The organism is Bryocella sp. (assembly GCF_058498515.1).
The window spans coordinates 99,538-114,670 of sequence record NZ_JBMHYI010000024.1 but is presented as its reverse complement, the minus strand read 5'-3'; the positions used below and the strand labels follow the sequence as shown (position 1 = coordinate 114,670).

The following is a 15,133-nucleotide window of genomic DNA, read 5'->3' as shown; positions in this document are numbered from 1 at the left end:
AGAAAGCCTACCGCAGCTGCGCAGGCTGGGAGCGTCAGGCTTCGAAGCGATCCTTCAGCCGCAGGAACGGCCGCTCGATTGCCCAATAGCTGGCATAGGCCAGCACCGTCGAGCCGCAGAGGGCTGTGAGGACGGCGATGACGCCTGCGGGCGTGGGCGAGTGCCTGAGCGGTCCGGCCAGGAAATCAGCCAGCCGGTCCCAGGCCGATGTCAGGAAGACGTGCCAGAGGTAGATGCCGTAGCTGTAACGGCCCAGAAAGCGCGCGGGCGAGAGCGTGCAGAGGGCGTGGGTCCAGGTGCGGGGCTTGAGAGCCAGCGAAAGGACTCCTGCGGAGAAGGCCGCGGTTGCGGTGAGGCCGAGGGTGTTCATCGGGGCCTCGCCGAGCGAGAGCGAGTGCCCGCGCAGCGTGCACCACGCCACCACCAGCACGCTGGTCGCGATGATGACCCGGCTCCAGCGCGCGCTGGGTAGGCCGCGCAGCGCCATCACTGCGCCGAGCAGCAGGGAGTCCATGCGGGTGACCAGGTTCATCTGCAGGATGTCCTGTGTCGCGCCATGCTGCCACCAGACGAACCGTAGTAGAGGGGAGACAACGATCACCACCCAGCAGATTCGGAGTAGGGTCTGGCGCGAGATCTTGCCTGGGAGGACCAGCCATGGCCACAGGAGATAGAACTGCTCCTCCAGCGCGAGGCTCCAGGTATGAACCAGGGAGAATGGACCGATGGTCTGCGCCGCGGAGTGGAGGATGAGTACATAATTTGCGCCGTAGAAGAGATACCCGAGCTGCCAACGCGACCACCCAAGGTGGCCCGCCGCGATGCCGATGGCCACGATCAGCGCCATCGCGTAGTAGAGCGGAAATAGCCGCAGTGCGCGCCGCACATAGAACTTGCGGATGGCTTGCGGACGCCGCTGCTGGCGCAGCAGGATGCTGGTGATGAGGAAGCCGGAGAGGACAAAGAAAACGTCCACTCCGATCCAGCCGGCGCTGGCGAGCCTGAAGAGGCCAAAGCCTCCGGTGCGGGGAAGGAAGTGGAAGATCACTACGGCCACGACTGCCGCGCCGCGTAGACCGTCGAGGGCTGGAAGGTGCTTCAGCGGGCCGTGGCCCTGGGTCTCGCCTTCCTCCGTATGCTCAATCACTTGCGTAGTTTGGGTTGGAAGAGGCGGCGCCATTCGGATAGCGCGAGTTTATCAGCCGTGGCCGGTTCCATAGCGCTTGCCACTTTGGCTCGGTCGGTGCTCCGTCGTTCCGAAAGCGGTGCACCGTGCCTCATCCCATTTCGGTAGTTCACGGGTCGGGGCGGATCGAGAGGCTCGACCCCGGGATCATGATTCGCCCCGAGATGCCGATAACTGGGGGACGCTCGACGCAAGGCACCGTCGTGTCCGGTGCAGCAAGGGACGGCCCTATGAACTCTGAGCGAGAAACAGCGGATCTGATTACTTCGGATCTCGCCACCATCGTGTACTGCAGCATCAGTGCGATGAAGGGCACGACCGCCGAGGTTCAGGAAGGCCTCTTCGATCTGTTGGCGAAGGCGCGGGTGAAAAACGCAGAGCTCGGCATTACGGGAGCGCTGCTGTACAACGGCAGCCACTTTGCGCAGGTTCTGGAGGGCCCGCGCCAGGCGCTCGATGCCATGATCGCGTCGATCCGCGCCGACGTGCGGAACGAGAACCTTACGGTGGCGATCGACAGGAAGCTGCCGCAGCGGGACTTTCCCGACTGGTCGATGGCATTTGCTGCGAAGAGCGACGATCCTCCTGCCAGCGCTGCGATGGAGGCTGTGCTCACCGGCTCTCCGGTTGCGGGAGAAGAGGTGCTGCAGGTGCTCAAGCGGCTGATTGTCAAGGAAGACGACTGGCTGTTGTAGCTGAAGAGCACTCTGAGCGTCGGTCGATAGGTTTCCCAATTCCCACGAACGAAGGACGTTAACCGTTGCCGCTGTTTCAACGTTGTAAGGGCGGAGGCAATCGTGAACGATCGACGGACACCTACGTTTCTCCCAGCAGCGGTGGGCTCAATAGATAACAGCCGAGCCTGGGCTAACACAGCGCATCTGTTTCTATGGCTGATCGCGGGAGTCGTCGCCTTCCTTCCCTTTGCCCGTAGCACCTCGCCCTGGGACGCGGTAACGCTGAGGGTGCCCGGCAATCAGGGGAACTGGTGGCACTTTCTTGCTGGTGCTCCCTTCTTCCTAGCCTTCCCGATGATCTGGATCGGCGCTCGGGCGCTGTTTAGCACCTCTCCTCTCACAAGCACGGAGCGGCGTTTGATCTGGACTGCGTCCGCGCTTTCGATTGCCGGCACGATTCTCGTGGAGACACCATTCCTGCTTCATCTCGCGGGTACGAGCGCGTGGCAACGGTTCGCTGTCCTCAGCCTCGGGTTTGGAATCATGCTGGCCAGCATGGTGGTCCTGTCCCTCCGCCGCCACACGATCTCGCCGCTCCGCGCATGCTGTATCGCAGCATGTACCGCCTACCTTGCCAACGCCGCACTTTGCCTGGTTGTCTACAGCGATGCTCCAGGGGACGTACCGTCCAGACTCGGCTGGTTTGTATCGATGGTCATCCTCTGGCCAATGGCTCTTGAACTGTTGTGGTTCCTGCGGTGTCCGGAAGCAGCGTGAAGCGTCTTGTTTCAACACCGCCTCGATATACTGACGCAACATGAACAAGCTCATCGTATTTCTGGCGGGTCTCAGCGTCGGCGGCAAGTACACGCTCGTGTTTCTGCTCATGGCTGTCCAGTCGGCCTGCATTCCCATTCCGTCGGAGGTCATCATGCCGTTCGCCGGGTCGGCGCTGGCGCACTCGCAGACGGATCTGATTGTGCTCGCGGTGCTGGCCTCCATTGCGTCGAACCTCGGCTCGATTCCGGCCTACTGGGTGGGAGCGTCCGGTGGGCGTCCACTGGTCGAGAAGTACGGCCGCTACCTGCTGCTGAGCCGCCGCGACATCGACCTGGCGGACAGGTTCTTCCTCAAGTACGGTTCGCTGGCCGTGCTGCTGGGACGCATGCTGCCCATCGTGCGGACCTTCATCGCATTTCCGGCGGGCATCGCGAAGATGAACCAGGTTCGCTTCCACGTCTACACCTTCCTCGGATCGTTCCCGTGGTGCTATGCGCTGGCGTACATCGGGATGAGACTCGGGAACACCTGGCAGACGAACCCGGCGTTCAAGGAGACATTTCATCGCTTCCATCTGGCGGTGGAGGCGGTGATCGTGGTGGGCTTCGTGTGGTTCGTCTGGACGCACTGGAAGAACCGGAATGCGCCCGCGGGGGAGTAACGCTACGTTAGCGCTATAAACCGGGGCACCCCATAGGGCCGAGGCCACGAGCTTCGGCCCTATTTCCGTGCGAGGCGAAGAGCCTTCAACCCGCATGAATACAGCTTTTCCAAGCTATGGGCGATGTCCGCACGCCTCTGCGGCGACGCCCGCGTCGATACAAGGCGAAATGCTGCTGAAGACGAGAAATCCTTGATGAATCAAGGATATTCGCGTGTTTGGGCCGGAATCGCCGTTACGTTACCGTTGTCTTGTAACGCCGGAGTCGGTGCGAAATACTCGCCATGTCTGCGCCAGTCGCGCAAGTCCACCTAGAAGGGTAAGCACATCAACAATGGCAACACCTGACGCTGCGCCAACGAGCGCGGCAAGCATTACGCCCCACACTGGAAAACTTGGCATCATGATCCCGGGCATGGGAGCGGTCGCAACGACGCTCATCGCCGGCGTGGAAGCCATCCGCCGCGGCTACGCCAAGCCCATCGGCTCCATGTCGCAGATGGGCACCATCCGCCTCGGCAAGCGCACGGACAACCGCTCGCCTCTCATTAAGGACTTCGCTCCACTGGCTCCGCTAGACGACCTGGTCTTTACCGGGTGGGACATCTTCGGCGGCAACCTGTACGACGCGGCGAAGACCGCGGCCGTGCTCGACCGCGACCAGCTCGACGCGATGAAGCCGTTCCTGGAGTCCATCGAGCCCATGCCCGCGGTCTTCGAGGAGCGTTACGTCAAGCGCCTCACACCGAAGCATCAGAAGGTCGGCAAGAACAAGTGCGACCTCGCCAACCAGATCCGGAACGACATCGCGGAGTTCAAGGCCAAGTCCGGCACCGATCGCCAGGTGATGATCTGGTGCGGGTCGACGGAGATCTACATCGAGCAGAAGCCCGTGCACCAGACGCTCGAGGCCTTCGAGAAGGGGCTGACCGAGGACGATCCTGACATCTCGCCGTCGATGCTGTACGCCTGGGCGGCGCTCAAGGAAGGGATTCCGTTCGCGAACGGCGCGCCCAACCTGACCGTCGACATCCCGGCGATGCGCGAGCTCTCGAAGAAGATGAACACGCCGATCTGCGGCAAGGACTTCAAGACCGGCCAGACGTTCATCAAGACCGTCCTCGCTCCCGCCTTCAAGGCGCGGCAGCTGGGCGTTGCGGGATGGTACTCGACCAATATCCTCGGCAACCGCGATGGCGAGGTGCTGGACGATCCGGACAACTTCAAGACCAAGGAGGTCTCGAAGCTGGGCGTGCTGGAGCACATCCTGCAGCCGGAACTGAACCCCGACCTCTACGGCGACATGTACCACAAGGTGCGGATCAACTATTACCCGCCCCGCGGCGACAACAAGGAAGGCTGGGACAACATCGACATCTTCGGCTGGCTCGGGTACCCGATGCAGCTCAAGGTCGATTTCCTCTGCCGCGACTCGATCCTTGCGGCCCCGCTGGCGCTGGACCTGTGCCTATTCATGGACCTCGCGCAGCGCACGCCGAGCCTGCGCGGACTGGGCATCCAGGAGTGGCTGAGCTTCTACTTCAAGGACCCCGACTCCGCCCCCGGCGTGTACCCGGAGCACGATCTCTTCATCCAGGCGATGAAGCTGAAGAACACGCTGCGGCACATCATGGGCGAGGACCTGATCACGCACCTGGGACTCGATTACTACGGCGAGTAACTTGCTCCGTGCAAGAAGAGGCCCTGCGACCGGTTTGGTGGCGGGGCCTCTTCCGTTTGGGCCGTCTAGTTCGGGGAGGGCCTTTCTACGTGGTCGACGACGATGACCGGGGCTGGACCTTTGACTGCATCCAACCGCAGGCCAGTTGCTCCCTCAGCGCAGTGTAGAGCGACGGAGGAGCACCGGATTCATTCTCGACCGAGATGTCGTAGCTCCACTTCAGCGTGAAATCGTACCGGCCCGGAAGCGAGGTCTGGTCCACTACAGGGCGGTCCTGGTAGAAGTCGAGATTGAGCGCGAGTTCCGGCATGGACATGTTCGTGAACTTCATCGTGCGTTGCCCTGTGCTTCCGCTGTTGCCGGCGTTGGTAGTCTCGCCCGGATCGGCGACCTTGAGCCGTGGACCTCCCTTGGCGACGGTTAAGGCGTAGATCGGCATCTCGCGCTGCTCCTCGTGAACGACGAGGTGGAAGCGCTCCGCGAGCAGCTTGCGGTACATCTCTCGTGTCTGGGCGAAGTTCGGCACCCCGGGCACGTCGGGCGTGCCATGGATGTCATATCGATCGGTACTGAACCACCTGGGCCCGCCCGCAATCTGTCTGGCCTGGATGCTGTACGCCACGGCGACGATGTCCATGAGCGTGGCTCTCACGCAGGAGATGTGATGACCCTCGGACTCGAAGCTCCAACCACCGGTCGCGTCCGGCGCGCTGGGCGTGATGGCCGCCACCAGGAAACTGGGGCTCGCGTCGGCGGCCATGTTGGGCTCTTTTGCCGGCGGATCGGGCGTTTGGGCAACCGTCCGAGGAAGCGGGAGCAAGAGCACCATCCCTGTACATACACACCAGAGCGGATGCAGGCCATTGCGTCTCATCAGTCGTCCTCCTGCTTGGCGTATCTATCGATATCGAATGTACGACAGCGAGCGAGGATAGTTCCCTGGAGCCGCACCGCGCTCGAAATGCAGGGTTCGTTGCTCTCCTCGGAATGGCCAGAATTGCCGTATCGCACTGCACTAGAATCTAGTGAGTGCAAGCCTTCGATCTTCAGCTCCAGATCCTCCGCACCTACACACGCCTTGTCGACCTTCGCGAGGACTGGGCAGGTGCGCTCGTGTTGTCCTGCGGGCCAGAAGCTCCGCGTAGCGGGGTGGCGCCCGCCGCGTCCATTGCGGGAGCCGCATCGTTGCTAATCGATTCCGATGGCCATGAGATCAAGAAGGCTTTGCGGCGCGGTGAGATCGACTTCGTCATCGACACGCTCGATGAGGCGATTCGCGCGCTCAAAAATGAAGTCCGGAAGAAGCGGCCGCTCAGTGTGGCGTTGATCGCTGAAGTCGATGCCACGCTCGCGGAGATGATGGAGCGTGGTCTGCAACCCGACATGTTCCTCACGCGCGGAGCGTGGCCCAGCGCGGTTCAGCCGCTTCTTGACGCCGGCCTGCAGTACTTCGACACGGAGCTGGAAGTCGATCCCGCACAGGATGCCGTGCGGCCCGCGATGACGATCCACGGCGAGCAACATTACGAGTACTTCATCCCGACCGCGACGCCAACCCGGCTGCGCGAGGCCGATGCGCGAGTACTGCGCTTGCTGCCTCGCGATGAGGCCGTGCGGCGGCGTTGGATCGAGCGGGCGTCGCACTACCTGCGCAGCGCCACGGATGGGCGCTGGAGCTATCTCAGCGAAGGCGAGGCGATGCTGCTGGAATCCGAAGGACTGAAGCTGCGCGAAGGTCCTAGGTTGTCGTCCCCTGAAGAATCGCAGCCCACAGCGCCTTGATGCCGGCATCGGTCTTGGCTGAGACGGGCAGCACCGTGTCGATCTCATGTGCCTTCTTCAGCGCCGCCACCGACTTCGCCAGCTGGTTGTTGCTGAGCTTATCGGCCTTCGTTCCGACGACCACATAGGGCCGCTGCATCTGCTGCAGCGCATGGATCAGCTGTGTGTCGCTGGTCTGCGGAGGGATGTTGGTGTCGACGAGGCACAGGCACAGCGCGAGCTGTTCGCGCTCCTGCAGGTACGGCTCGATGAACGTCGGCCACTCGGCGGAGATGGACTTCGAGATCTTCGCGTAGCCGTAGCCGGGAAGATCGGCGAAGACCAGCGTTGGCGTGAAGGCGTGCTTCTGCGGCGTGCCGGTGTGCAGCGCGAAGAAGTTGATGGCGCGCGTGCGGCCCGGCGTCGCGGAGACCTTCGCCGCCGCCTCGCCCAGCAGGCTGTTGAGCAACGAGCTCTTGCCCACGTTGGAGCGGCCGAGGAAGGCGACCTCCGGCGCGTTGGCGGTCTTGGCTTCGCCGGGGAACTGCTCGGGCTTCATCGCCGAAAGTAGAAATTTTGCTGTGTACTGCATCGCTCTTGAGCTTACCGCTTCGAGAGGAGCGACGGGCATCGCTTTGCGATAATGGATAGGAAAGGCAGGTCCATGACCGAGCAGAACAACAAGTTTGAACACGCCCAGAGCTTCGCGCACGCGATGCTGCGTGAGATCTACGAGCAGCCGGCCGCGCTGGAGCGGACCCTCGATCACTACCTCGTCGACAACGGTCTGAAGACCGAGGCCTTCGACGGCGCGGCCAAGTGCTTCCGCGAGCACAAGGACCTCATCATCGCGGCCAGCGGATCGAGCCGCCACGCGGGCCTCGCCGCGGAGATCATGCTTGAAGACGCAGCCGGCCTGGCCGTGGACGTCGAGTACGCGAGTGAGTACATCACGCGTTCGACCAACACCAAGCGAGATCCCGCGGTGCTGGTGATCTCGCAGTCTGGCGAGACCGCGGACACGCTTGCGGCGCTGCGTGAGGCCATCCGGCGCGGCCATCCGACGCTGGCGGTGACCAATGTTGCGGGCTCGACGATGATGCGTGAGGCCAGCGTGGCTCTCCCTACGGAAGCCGGCGTCGAGAAGGCCATCCCCGCGACCAAGAGCTTCACCGCACAGCTTGCGGTGCTGCGTCTGCTGAGCCTCTTCGCAGCGCAATCGCGCGATGTGCTCGTCGAAGGCGAACTCGCCGCCGCGCTGGCAGCGCTGCGCGGTGTGCCGACTGCGATTGCCGCTCAGCTCGATGGCTGGAGCGAGGCGACGAAGGAACTCGCCGAGCGCTACTACGATGCGAAGACGCTGTTGTTCCTCGGCCGCGGTATTCACTACGCGATTGCGCGCGAAGGTGCGCTAAAGCTGAAGGAGTCGTCCTACATCCACGCCGAGGGATACCCCACGGGCGAGCTGAAGCATGGGCCCAACGCGCTCGTCTCCGACGAGGTGCCGCTCGTCGTCATCGCCACGCGCGATCCCAACGACGCCGAGTCGCAGTCGCGTTACGAGAAGACCGTGGCGTTGCTGGATGACATGCGCAAGCAGGGTGCGCGCACCATCGTGATCGCCAATCGCGGCGATGAAGCGGTGAAGCATGTGGCGTCGGATGTCATCGAGGTCGATGCGGCGAATGAGTATGTGCTGCCAATCCTCGAGGTGGTGCCTCTGCAGCTGTTCGCGTACTTCATGGCCATTCGCAATGGTGTGGATGTAGATCGCCCCCGCAACCTGGTGAAGTCGGTGGTGCGCGAGTAGGCGTTCGGACGCCTTTTTGCCGCTTCGCTCGGTCCTCCCGTTGGTCGGGCAGAACAGCGGTGCTGTGGTCAGGAGATTGTTCGCGCTGGCGTCGTGCACGCCTTCACGCTAGGATGGCTGCGAATCCGTTGCATACAGCAGAGGAGGATTCGTGCCCATCGCGCTGCATCGACGCTGGCTGCTGCTATGCGCGCTGGCATTTGCCGCGCATGCGCAGAGTGCAGGTTCGGCGCTACCGTTGCGTCCGGTGGCTGTTGCGTATGACGCCACGGGCAATGCCTACTTCGCCGACACCGACCGCAACCAGATCTACGAGGCCACGCTGGGCGGGGCGTTGCAGGTGGTTGCAGGCAGTGGGACGCAGGGCTCCTCGGGCGATGGCGGCGCGGCCACCGCTGCAGCGTTGAACGCGCCACAGGGTGTAGCCATCGGCCCCGGTGGCGAGCTCTACATCGCCGATACAGGCAACCAGCGCATCCGCGTGGTTCGCGCCGGAACGATCTCCGCCTTTGCCGGCAGCGGAACGCGTGGATTCAGTGGCGATGGTGGCCCGGCTGCCGCAGCGAGTCTCTCGACCCCCACAGCGTTGGCTGTCGATGCGACCGGAGCCCTGCTGCTTTGCGATACCGGCAACCAGCGTGTGCGGCGCGTAAGCAGTGGCGTGATCGCGACGATTGCAGGCAATGGCACGCAGGGCTTCGCGGGCGATGGGGGCCCCGCTACGGCAGCCGAGCTGGATGGCCCGCAGGGTGTGGCATCAGCCAGCGATGGGCGCGTCTTCGTTGCTGATTCGCGCAATCATCGCATTCGCGTCATCGACGCGAGCGGCGTGATCAACACGCTCGCAGGCACCGGCGTGCGTGGCTATTCGGGCGATGGCTCTGCAGCTACTGCAGCCGCGCTGAACCTTCCGCGTGGGCTCGTGCTCACCAGTTCCGGCGCCTTGGTCTTTGCGGACTCCGACAATCGCCGCATCCGTGCGATCAGCCCGTCAGGCGTCATCGGTACGTTGATCGGTGCGGGCACGCAGGGCGCGAGCGCGGAGGGCACTGCGGGCCTCTCTGCGTGGCTTAACGCTCCGCGTGCAGTGGCCATCTCTTCCTTCGGCGAGATCACGCTGGCCGATGCGGCAAACCGCAACGTGCAGATTCAGGCCCCGGCAGACAATGTCTACAGCGCCGCCGCCCTTGTGCCATCGCGAGCTTCCAACATCGCGCTCACCGGTCCGGCAAGCGCCGTATACGGGCAGTGGGCGGGACAGGTGAGCGTCACCGGCAACGCTTCGACGCCGCTGGGGACGGTGCAGCTCATCGATGGCACAACAGCAGTGGGCAGCGCGTCGTTGAATGCGGGGGCGGCAAGCTTTGCGCTGAGCGCACTCCCCGTCGGCCCACATGCTTTGATCGCGACCTATAGCGGCGATGGCATCAATCCCTCCGCCACGAGCAGCGCGCTGAGCTTGACCATCGGGCGCGCGCCGCTGACAGGGACTGCGGACGCCGCGTCGATGCTCTACGGCCAGGCTATGCCTGCTCTCACCGGCTCACTCAGCGGCGTGCTGCCGCAGGATGCGGGCAACGTAGCCGCGATGTTCCGCACGACGGCGTCGGCGCTCTCTCCGGTGGGGAACTATCCGATCACCGCGAGCCTCAGCGGAGCCGCGGCAGGGAACTACACGCTCAATCTCGGCCCTGCTTCGGGAGAGTTGACGATCGCGCAGGCGCCCTCTCAAACGCAGCTTCCGGCGCAGGCCACAGGAGCCGTCGCTGGAGCTCCGCTGGTCCTGCGCGCGGTGGTCAGCTCGACGACGAGCGGAACGCCGAGCGGCACGGTGAACTTCCTCGAAGGCGGAGCAACCTTTGCGCAGGCGGCGCTTACAGGTGGGATTGCGTCGGTCAACTACAGCGCAACCTCGTCGGGGACCCACACCATCAGCGCGGTCTATGGCGGCGACACGAACTTCCTCTCCAGCAGCTCGGCGGTCCAGGATGTTGTCATCGCCGCGATGCCGGACTTCACGATAAGCTCCAGTGGCTCAGCCTCGCAGACGGTTGTGGCCGGATCCGCCGCGACCTATGCTCTTGTGGTTGCGTCGCAGTCTTCGCCATTTAGCGGAGTGGTTTCGATGAGTGTCAGCGGCCTGCCGGCTGGTGCGGTCGCCACGTTCTCCCCTCCGGCGGTCGTGCCCGGCACCTCGAGCGCAGCCGTTACGCTGACGATCACCACGCCGGTACACGCCCAGCTTCGACTGTCGCATCCGGGTTCGGTGGTTTTCTACGCGTTGGTTCTATTGCCGCTGCCCCTGCTGCGGCGTCGCCGAGGCGCGGTGACGTGCCTTTGCGTTACGCTGGCGATGCTCGCGGTCGTGTCTCTCAGCGGCTGCGGAACGCGCACTGTGTCGCCTGCCTCAACCACGGGCTCCAGCACTGGCTACAACCTCATCGTAACGGGAACAGGCACGAACCTGGCCGGCACGGTGGTCATGCACAGTCTGCCGCTGACGCTCACTGTCGACTGAGCCCAAGCCGGCTTCGGATGTGTAACTTTCGTCAACAGGCAGCTTTTGCACAGGGCTGCTGCATCTACACGGAGGCGACGAGGCTTTTCCCTTCTTCACACCGGGGCCAGTCACTTCAGCATTTTTTTACGAAGCGAGAACCATGCGACGCACCCTTTTGCCGGGCAAGCCCTACCCTCTGGGAGCAACACCAAGCTCCCACGGAACAAACTTCGCGATTTATTCGGAAAATGCCACCGGCGTCAACGTCTGCTTCTTCGAAGAAGACGGAACCCAGGTGGACTGCGTCACGCTGAAAGAGCGCACCGCATTTGTGTGGCATGGCTTCGTGCGTGGCATCAAACCGGGGCAGCGCTACGGCTTCCGCGTCGATGGCCCCTGGGAGCCCGAGAAGGGCATGCGCTTCAACGCTGCCAAGCTGCTGGTCGATCCCTATGCGAAGGCGATCTCTGGAGACGTCGACCACAAGGGGCCGGTCTATCCCTACGATGTGGCGTCCGGCGACGACACCAAAAAGGACGATCAGGACTCGGCGAAGTTTGTGCCCAAGAGCGTCGTGGTGGACCAGTTCTTCGACTGGGAGGGCGACTGTCCGCCCGAGACTCCGATCGCCGACTCGATCATTTACGAGATGCATGTGCGCGGCTTCTCCATCACCAACCCGGAGGTGCCCGAGAATCTGCGCGGCACCTATGCAGGGCTGGCGCACGAGGCGAGCGTCAAGTACCTCAAGCAGCTCGGCATCACCGCCATTGAGCTGATGCCCGTGCATCACTTCATCGATGAGGGCAACCTGCTGGATCGCGGTCTCCGAGACTATTGGGGCTACAACACGCTGGGCTTCTTCGCTCCCATGGCGCGTTACAGCTCCACCGGTGAGACCGGCGGCCAGGTCGTCGAGTTCAAGCAGATGGTGAAGCGCCTGCACCAGGAGGGTATCGAGGTCATCCTCGACGTGGTCTACAACCACACCTGTGAGGGCAACGAGTTCGGCCCCAGCCTTTGCTTCAAGGGCGCGGATAACACGACCTACTACCGCACCATGGCCGATAGCCCGCGCCACTACATGGACTACACGGGCACCGGCAACACGCTGAACGCCTATAGCCCGCAGGTGCTGAAGCTCATCATGGACAGCCTGCGCTACTGGGTCACGGAGATGCACGTCGATGGCTTCCGCTTCGACCTTGCGTCGACTCTCGCCCGCGAGTTCCATGATGTAAACAAGCTCGGAGCGTTTTTCGACATCATTCACCAGGACCCGATCATCGCTGACGTGAAGTTGATCGCGGAGCCGTGGGATGTAGGCGAAGGTGGCTACCAGGTGGGCAACTTCCCGGTGTTGTGGGCGGAGTGGAATGGCAAGTACCGCGACACCGTCCGCCGCTTCTGGAAGGGCGACAGCGGTCTGCTCGCGGACTTCGCCTATCGCCTTACGGGATCGAGCGACCTCTATCAATCGGATGGCCGTACGCCCTCTGCTTCCATCAACTTCATCACCGCGCATGACGGCTTCACGCTGTGCGACCTCGTCAGCTACAACGAAAAACACAACGAAGCCAACGGCGATAACAACACCGACGGCAATAGCAATAACGACAGCTGGAACATGGGCGCGGAAGGTCCGACCGACGACGTGGAGATCAATCACCTGCGCGAGCGCCAGATGAGGAACTTCCTCGCCACACTGCTGCTGAGCCAGGGTGTGCCCATGATCTCCGGCGGCGATGAGATTGCCCGCTCGCAGCGCGGCAACAATAACACCTACTGCCAGGACAACGAGCTGAGCTGGCACGATTGGAAGCTCGACGAGCCTCGCAAGCGGCTGCTGGAGTTTACCTCGAAGCTCGCCCAGTTTCGGCGCGAGCACCCCAACCTGCATCGCCGCCGGTTCTTCCAGGACCGCCAGATCCGCGGTTCCGTGGTGCGCGACGTGGCCTGGTACGGGACCGATGGCAAAGAAGTGTCGGACGAGGTCTGGAACGAGGACTGGAGCAAGTCCATCGCCGTGCTCTTCAACGGCCGCACGCTGGATGTGACGGATGAGGAGGGGAAGCCAGTGGTCGATTGCAGCTTCCTGATCCTTGTGAACGCGGCGCCGGACGGCGTGGACTACGTTCTGCCCGATCCGCCCAACAAGACGCCCTGGCGTCAGGTGCTGGATACGGAGAACCTTGAGGACCCGTTCTATGAGACCGAGGTTCACGACCATGTCATCCTCGGCGGCCGCACTATCCGCGTGTACAGCGATGGCGTGGAGGTCTCCGCCAAGGCACCGAGCAAGACACGGCCGGCGCGGACGCTGTAGCGCGGGCACGGATTTCGTCATCAAATGATGCTAGGATTGGTGCGCAGCAGGAGGATCTGATGCGCACTACCCTTTCTCTTGATGACGAACTCGTCGCGGAAGCCAGTTCCTACACGGGGCTGGAGGAGAAGTCTGCCCTCGTCCGGGAGGCGCTCAAAGCATTGATCGAGCGTGAGAGCGCCCGGCGTCTGGCGAGCCTTGGCGGTACGGAGCCGCGACTGCGCGCGGTCCCACGTCGAAGGGCTGCGGCGCGTTGATCCTGGTCGACACCTCGGTGTGGATCGATCACCTGCGGCGATCGGACGCGGGGCTCATACGAATGCTATTGAGCGGACAGGTGCTGACGCACCCGCTTGTTGTTGGCGAGATCGCCATGGTGAGTCTTCGCCAGCGAGATCTGATCCTGAAACAGATGCAGGCATTGCCGCAGAGCGTGGTCGCACGCGATGCGGAGGTGCTGGAGCTGGTCAAACTGGAGAAGCTTCACGGTCTCGGCATTGGGTTTGTCGATGCTCACTTACTTGCGGCAGTACGTCTCACTGCCGGCTCGCGCTTATGGACGCGCGACAAGCGGCTCGTAGTTGTAGCGCAACGCGTGGGGCTGGTGTTCACCGCGGCGGCAAAGCCCTAGCTGCCCGCCATCAGCTTTTCGTATGCAGCGATCTGGTCCAGCGTGACACGTTGCAGGTCAGCGCCCTGCTGCGAAGCCTTGTACCAGGTCACCAGCCATTCGAGGGCGTCCTCAAGCCGTAGGCGAGGCCGCCAGCCTAGCTCCGCGCGGGCGCGGCTGGCATCGAGCTTGAGGAAGCCAGCCTCGTGCACACCGGGATCTTCGTCGAGCACCCAGTTCGCACCGTCTCCCCAGAATGTCACCATGCGTTCGACGATCCATGCTACGGGCTGAGCGTCGTCATCAAATGGCCCGAAGTTGTAGGCCGTCGCATACCGTGCGGGATCGTCCGAGAGCAACTTCTCTGCGAGCTGGATGTAGCCTGCCAGCGGCTCCAGTACATGTTGCCAGGGGCGAATCGCATTGGGGCGGCGGATGAGCACAGGCTCACCCGCAAGGAAGCCGCGGACGAGATCGGGGATCAAGCGATCAGTCGACCAGTCGCCGCCGCCAATGACATTGCCCGCGCGTGCGGTCGCGATGGCACAATGATGCTCATCCATCTTGGAGACAGGAAAGAAGCTCTGCCGGAAGGCGGCGGAGACGATCTCCGCGCATGCCTTCGACGCGGAGTAAGGATCATAGCCGCCCAGCGGATCGGTCTCGCGATAGCCCCACAGCCACTCCTTGTTCTCGTAACACTTGTCGGTCGTCACGCTGACCACGCCTCGCACCGAAGGCGTGCGGCGTACGGCATCGAGCACGCGCGCCGTGCCGATCACATTCGTTTCGAAGGTGCCGAGGGGGTCGGTGTAGGACAACCTCACCAGCGGCTGCGCGGCCATGTGGAAGACCAGCTCGGGCGCGAAGTCGGAGAGTGCGCGCTCCAGCGCCGCGGCATCGCGGATGTCGCCGCGAACGTCGTCAACGACCGAAGCGAGATTGGCCTGCGTGAAGAGGTTCGGCGTCGTCCAGGGATCGAGCGCATAGCCACGTACGACCGCGCCTTTGGAGGCGAGCCAAAGAGAGAGCCAGCCGCCTTTGAAGCCGGTATGTCCGGTGACGAAGACGCGTTTCCCTTGCCAGAACGAAGCGTTGAGCATCGAGTCTAGGATAAGCCAAGGATAGCCATGCCCCGAAT

At 63.1% G+C, this 15,133-nt stretch carries 13 protein-coding genes; 9 read left to right on the top strand and 4 right to left on the bottom strand.

Features of this window, described 5'->3' with window-relative positions:
- Positions 1-34 precede the first annotated feature (34 nt).
- The gene (locus tag AC5E6W_RS07375) at positions 35-1,147 is read right to left on the bottom strand and encodes an acyltransferase family protein (protein WP_491751627.1); all 1,113 of its coding nucleotides are present in this window, start codon (positions 1,145-1,147) and stop codon (positions 35-37) included.
- 269 nt (positions 1,148-1,416) lie between these two features.
- Between AC5E6W_RS07375 and AC5E6W_RS07370 the strand changes: the two genes are divergently transcribed.
- From AC5E6W_RS07370 to AC5E6W_RS07360, 3 genes are all read left to right on the top strand, one after another.
- Positions 1,417-1,881 (top strand): BLUF domain-containing protein, encoded by a 465-nt coding sequence (locus AC5E6W_RS07370; protein WP_491751626.1) that lies wholly within the window; start codon positions 1,417-1,419, stop codon positions 1,879-1,881.
- A gap of 799 nt (positions 1,882-2,680) precedes the next feature.
- Entirely contained in the window at positions 2,681-3,304 is a 624-nt protein-coding gene (locus AC5E6W_RS07365) for a DedA family protein (RefSeq protein ID WP_491751625.1), read from the top strand.
- 334 nt (positions 3,305-3,638) lie between these two features.
- On the top strand, positions 3,639-4,985 hold the full coding sequence (locus tag AC5E6W_RS07360) for an inositol-3-phosphate synthase (RefSeq protein ID WP_491751624.1): 1,347 nt from the start codon (positions 3,639-3,641) through the stop codon (positions 4,983-4,985).
- Between the two features lie 85 nt (positions 4,986-5,070).
- Here AC5E6W_RS07360 and AC5E6W_RS07355 read toward each other — a convergent pair whose 3' ends face one another.
- Positions 5,071-5,745, bottom strand: a complete 675-nt coding sequence (locus tag AC5E6W_RS07355; RefSeq protein WP_491751623.1) for a TIGR03435 family protein — start codon at positions 5,743-5,745, stop codon at positions 5,071-5,073.
- A gap of 269 nt (positions 5,746-6,014) precedes the next feature.
- Between AC5E6W_RS07355 and AC5E6W_RS07350 the strand changes: the two genes are divergently transcribed.
- Complete coding sequence (locus AC5E6W_RS07350; RefSeq protein ID WP_491751622.1) at positions 6,015-6,767, top strand: hypothetical protein; 753 nt, start codon at positions 6,015-6,017, stop codon at positions 6,765-6,767.
- Here AC5E6W_RS07350 and yihA read toward each other — a convergent pair.
- Positions 6,724-7,338 (bottom strand): ribosome biogenesis GTP-binding protein YihA/YsxC, encoded by a 615-nt coding sequence (yihA, locus tag AC5E6W_RS07345; protein WP_491751762.1) that lies wholly within the window; start codon positions 7,336-7,338, stop codon positions 6,724-6,726. The genes AC5E6W_RS07350 and yihA overlap by 44 nt on opposite strands.
- Positions 7,339-7,410: 72 nt before the next feature.
- Between yihA and AC5E6W_RS07340 the strand changes: the two genes are divergently transcribed.
- The 5 genes from AC5E6W_RS07340 to AC5E6W_RS07320 all read left to right on the top strand — a co-directional run bounded on the left by AC5E6W_RS07340 (position 7,411) and on the right by AC5E6W_RS07320 (position 14,013).
- Positions 7,411-8,556 (top strand): SIS domain-containing protein, encoded by a 1,146-nt coding sequence (locus AC5E6W_RS07340; RefSeq protein ID WP_491751621.1) that lies wholly within the window; start codon positions 7,411-7,413, stop codon positions 8,554-8,556.
- A gap of 151 nt (positions 8,557-8,707) precedes the next feature.
- The gene (locus AC5E6W_RS07335; RefSeq protein ID WP_491751620.1) at positions 8,708-11,074 is read left to right on the top strand and encodes an NHL domain-containing protein; all 2,367 of its coding nucleotides are present in this window, start codon (positions 8,708-8,710) and stop codon (positions 11,072-11,074) included.
- Between the two features lie 142 nt (positions 11,075-11,216).
- On the top strand, positions 11,217-13,382 hold the full coding sequence (gene glgX, locus AC5E6W_RS07330; protein ID WP_491751619.1) for a glycogen debranching protein GlgX: 2,166 nt from the start codon (positions 11,217-11,219) through the stop codon (positions 13,380-13,382).
- Between the two features lie 59 nt (positions 13,383-13,441).
- Positions 13,442-13,639, top strand: coding sequence for a type II toxin-antitoxin system VapB family antitoxin (locus AC5E6W_RS07325; RefSeq protein ID WP_491751618.1), 198 nt, complete (start codon positions 13,442-13,444; stop codon positions 13,637-13,639).
- Complete coding sequence (locus AC5E6W_RS07320) at positions 13,636-14,013, top strand: type II toxin-antitoxin system VapC family toxin (RefSeq protein WP_491751617.1); 378 nt, start codon at positions 13,636-13,638, stop codon at positions 14,011-14,013. Before AC5E6W_RS07325 ends, AC5E6W_RS07320 begins: the two co-directional genes overlap by 4 nt.
- On the opposite strand, the gene rfbG is transcribed toward AC5E6W_RS07320, so the two are convergent.
- A complete protein-coding gene (gene rfbG / locus AC5E6W_RS07315) occupies positions 14,010-15,095 on the bottom strand; it encodes a CDP-glucose 4,6-dehydratase (protein WP_491751616.1) in 1,086 nt (361 codons plus the stop codon). The genes AC5E6W_RS07320 and rfbG overlap by 4 nt on opposite strands.
- Between the last annotated feature and the right edge of the window lie 38 nt (positions 15,096-15,133).

Coding starts and splice junctions, on each gene's coding strand:
- AC5E6W_RS07370 (WP_491751626.1), top strand. CDS start 1,417: ATGAACTCTGAGCGAGAAACAGCGGATCTGATTACTTCGGATCTCGCC.
- AC5E6W_RS07365 (WP_491751625.1), top strand. CDS start 2,681: ATGAACAAGCTCATCGTATTTCTGGCGGGTCTCAGCGTCGGCGGCAAG.
- AC5E6W_RS07360 (WP_491751624.1), top strand. CDS start 3,639: ATGGCAACACCTGACGCTGCGCCAACGAGCGCGGCAAGCATTACGCCC.
- AC5E6W_RS07355 (WP_491751623.1), bottom strand. CDS start 5,745: ATGGCCGCCGACGCGAGCCCCAGTTTCCTGGTGGCGGCCATCACGCCC.
- yihA (WP_491751762.1), bottom strand. CDS start 7,338: ATGCAGTACACAGCAAAATTTCTACTTTCGGCGATGAAGCCCGAGCAG.
- AC5E6W_RS07340 (WP_491751621.1), top strand. CDS start 7,411: ATGACCGAGCAGAACAACAAGTTTGAACACGCCCAGAGCTTCGCGCAC.
- glgX (WP_491751619.1), top strand. CDS start 11,217: ATGCGACGCACCCTTTTGCCGGGCAAGCCCTACCCTCTGGGAGCAACA.
- AC5E6W_RS07325 (WP_491751618.1), top strand. CDS start 13,442: ATGCGCACTACCCTTTCTCTTGATGACGAACTCGTCGCGGAAGCCAGT.
- rfbG (WP_491751616.1), bottom strand. CDS start 15,095: ATGCTCAACGCTTCGTTCTGGCAAGGGAAACGCGTCTTCGTCACCGGA.